General features: G+C 43.0%; 1 protein-coding gene. It reads left to right on the top strand.

Features of this window, described 5'->3' with window-relative positions:
- Positions 1–254: 254 nt before the first annotated feature.
- The coding region (locus C5684_RS09610) for a hypothetical protein (protein WP_233708723.1) at positions 255–3,795 on the top strand (3,541 nt) is incomplete at its 3' end.

Genomic DNA, 3,795 nt, shown 5'->3' with positions numbered 1-3,795 from the left:
ACATAGGCTATTGACAATAACAAGTCAAAAAACACTAAGCAAAGACTTTCCAGCGACACACTCCAAAAACGCACTTCTCAGGTAAAACCTCAGAAACACGCTTTAGAAAAAGGCTTTCAAGCTATGCACATTTGCTTAGGCAAAAGCGCATTATATCGGTGGAAAGCTTAAGGGGGGCTTAGGTGGTGGATTTGGGGTTAAAAGTTTTAGGTCGATTTAATGGCTAGGTTTTGGTTCATACAATAAGGATTTGCATGCACTACATTATCTATGGCATTTTGATTTGGATTGGGCTGGAGTTTGCAGGTGTGATTTTGGGTTTTATTCTAATAGTGCTGTGTAAAATCTTTTTCTTTGTGCTGGAAAAGACGCTAGATATTTGGTTGTTTTTAAGCCCCAAAAAAGAACAAAAGCCCCCCAAAGATGTGGAAAACAAATTAATAGAGGGTAAAATTAAGGGCATTGATCGCAACAAGGCAGATAAAAAAGATATAGATATTAAATACAAAGGAGCAGGCATGGGAAAATCCAAAAAACCGATGGGCTTTTATGAGCTGAAAAGATATTTGCTCATCCAAAGAGAGGGTTGCCTCACTTGGATGGCTGAACACGCCTATAAAAATTTTGGCTGGGTGGCTTTAAAACCACTCCACCAAGCGCAGGGTTCGCGCATTCCATGGGATAGACTCACAGATGATTGTGATTCCTATATTTTAGAGGGGGGAGAGGAATTAGAATGGCTACAAAAATACCCCTATAGGGCATATTACTTCTTTGAGGATATTTGCAAGGAAAGACAGACCGCCCAACGCTTGATTGTTTTTAAAGACAGCACAGAAGTGGTGGATTTTTTGCTAAATCTCTATAGACCATACGCCCATTTTGATCCCAAATTCTCCCAGCACCAAATCATGGCCAATGCGGATCTAGAGATCCAAAAAGAGAAAAACATGGCTAAATCCTTGTATAAAAAGGCCTTGCAATCCTGGTCCCATGCTTTTGAGAGCACCTTGAATAAAATTTGTACCAAAACCCATTCCCAAGTAACAATACCCCTAAACTCCCTCCCCTTTTTCCCCAAAATGCTCGCACCCGTGCTTGAAAAATACCGCCAAGAACATTCTTTTGTCTTCCAAGCCACTTATAAAGCCCCCATTTATTTACCCAAGTTTGATCCTGAGATTTTGCGCACAAGTTTATCTAAGTCCCTCAAGTTGTGGCAAGATCATTTAGAGGAGTGTATGGACAACCTAGTCCCGCCCCAAAGAAAACCCAAGTTTAAACGCAAGGTGCGCAAACAACTTGCCAAACTTTGCTTTGCCCAACACCATGGCTTGATCACAGCAGAAATTATCGAACACTTCAAACTCCACGACCCAGAAGACCCTGAGGCAATCAAGGCAGTCGCTCAAGTCTATATTGCACAAAACTTCCCCAGTTGCAAGGATAAGATTGCCATCCCTGAAGAGAGCGAATATTTTGCCCTTCGGCGTTTTATGCTCAATGATCAAAAACATTACTACATGGAGCAGGCTTTATGGGTTTGGGCATACCAACGCTTGCTAGAGATTTTTGATAATTCTTTGGAGAGCAGAGAGATACAAGATCAACTTCTAGCGCGTCTAAGCCCCACGCAGGCTGATGAATTTGAGCAAGCCTTTTATGAAAATCTTGAGCAGAAGCAAGAGCTTGCTATATGGAGCTTGATCGAGCATTTGGCATTCCCACTTGCTATTTTACAACAAGACAATCAAGTCGTGATCGCTAAAAATCCTCATTTTAAGCCCGCCAACTTTTTAAACCAGAGCGCGCACCATCGCGACATTTTACGCCTCTTGTTTTTCTTTGGGAGAGTGTTAAGTGAGGAGAATGTCAGCCAATTGCTCCAAATGCACCGCGATATTATCCCTATTTATCCGCATGTCCCAAAAGAGATGGGCTTTCACGCGCTTAAAATTTATTTGCTCCAACAAAAAGCGGGTTATTTGTGTTGGATTGCCGATCAGGCCTATAAAAACTTTGGTTGGGTGAGCCTAAATCATGAACAACAAGCCCAGAGCATGCATATTGCTTGGGAGTATATGACAGAGGAACAAATTTATCAAAGGCAAGAAGCGCATTATTTCTTTGCGGGCATTTATGCCCAAAGACACGCCAAGCAACGGCGTATCAATTTTCAAAACGCTCAAGAAGTGATTGCCTTTTTAGTGGAGCTGTTTAAGCCCTTTGCTATCCACGACCCCAACCATGTCTATCATTTGAGTGCCGCCCATGACACTATGCAATATGTGGATGTAGATATGGAGCATTTTGGCGCGCGTTTGTATGAGGAAATTCTCAAAGAATGGGAGCCAGATTTTATAGACTCCCTAGAAAAAGCCCTCAAGCAAACCCCCACGCACGCCACAATCGCCACCAGCGATCTCTCTTTTCTCACCAAAGAGACCGAACTCGCCCTAGAAAAATACTGCCAAGGCGATAATTATATTTTCCAAACCACCTACACCCCCCCAAGTGTTTTGCCCAGTTTCGATCGCTCCATTTTAGCTTTCAACTTAAAAGAGATTTTAAGGATTGAGCAAGGGGCATTAGCAGGGGTGGTGGATCATTTGGCACGCCCCAAGAATAACCCCACACTCAAGCGCAAAACCCGCAAACAAATCGCCAAACTCCGCTTACAAGAAACATACGGGATATTAACCCCCAATGATTTTAAAGACTTCCATTTAGACTACCCCAAAGCCAAAAGTTTTTTAAACAAACACCGCTTTAAGTATCAAGGGCAAGAGCGCTACTATTTTGAATACGCTCTAAATATTTGGGTTTTGCAACGCTTATTAGAGATTTTTGAGGACTCTATTGCTATGCAAGAAGTCGAGCATGCCCTACTGGCACGCCTAAACCCCGCCCAAGCCCTAGAGTTTAGCAAGATTTCTAGCCAACGACATGCCGGGATGGACAGCATGATCAACACCCTTGCCAGTCATTTAAATCTGCCATTAAGCATTGTAAAGCATAGCGATGGCATGGCGATCGTGCCCAACCTCGCTTTTAAGCCCCATGTGTTTTTAAGCCACAGCCCGCATAGCCAAGAAGTGTTGCGCCTGCTCTTAGACTTTAAAAACCACCACAAAGAGTCAAAAAAACCCACGCCCACCACACTCCCGCCATATTTTGCCCTAGTGCCTAAAGCATTAGAAGAGGCATTTAGTCAGTGGTGCGTTAAGCATGTCGATGAATATGCAGAGGCGCTATTTTTTGATGACAGACCCGCCTTTGCCCAAAAAATCCTTGACTTGCAACGCCAATTTCTCAAAGAGAAGAGCAATTTTGAAGAGAATTTTTTAGAGTGGTGCGTGGCTCATTTGGAGAGTGCCAATGTGTCTATGGAGGATAAAAGGGGCTTGATCCAAAAGATTATAGAGATAGAACAACGCTTGATCAACGAGCAAACCATGCTAGAGAGAGCGTTTGCTGCATGGTGGGCTGAGAATATGCATATAGAACTAGAAGCCCTATTTTTTGATGATAAACCCGCCTTTTTCAAAATATTCCTTGCGATGCAGACGCAATTTTTCCAAAAAAACCTCATAAAACCACAAGAGCTAAAGATCGCAACTCCCACCCAAGAATCCCCTTCCCCCAAATCCACCCCCCCAATCACGCCCAAACCCCAAGACAAATACGCCCCCAAAGCCATTAAAGCGTATTTGGATCAATTTGTGATCGGTCAAGAACAAGCTAAAAAACAAATGAGTTTGGTTTTTAGCGATCATTACAAACGCATTCAAGGAC

The sequence above is a fragment of the Helicobacter bizzozeronii genome, assembly GCF_900196775.1.
GTDB lineage: Bacteria > Campylobacterota > Campylobacteria > Campylobacterales > Helicobacteraceae > Helicobacter > Helicobacter bizzozeronii.
The sequence above is the reverse complement of the archived record's forward strand: the minus strand, read 5'-3'. Positions and strand labels throughout refer to the sequence as shown.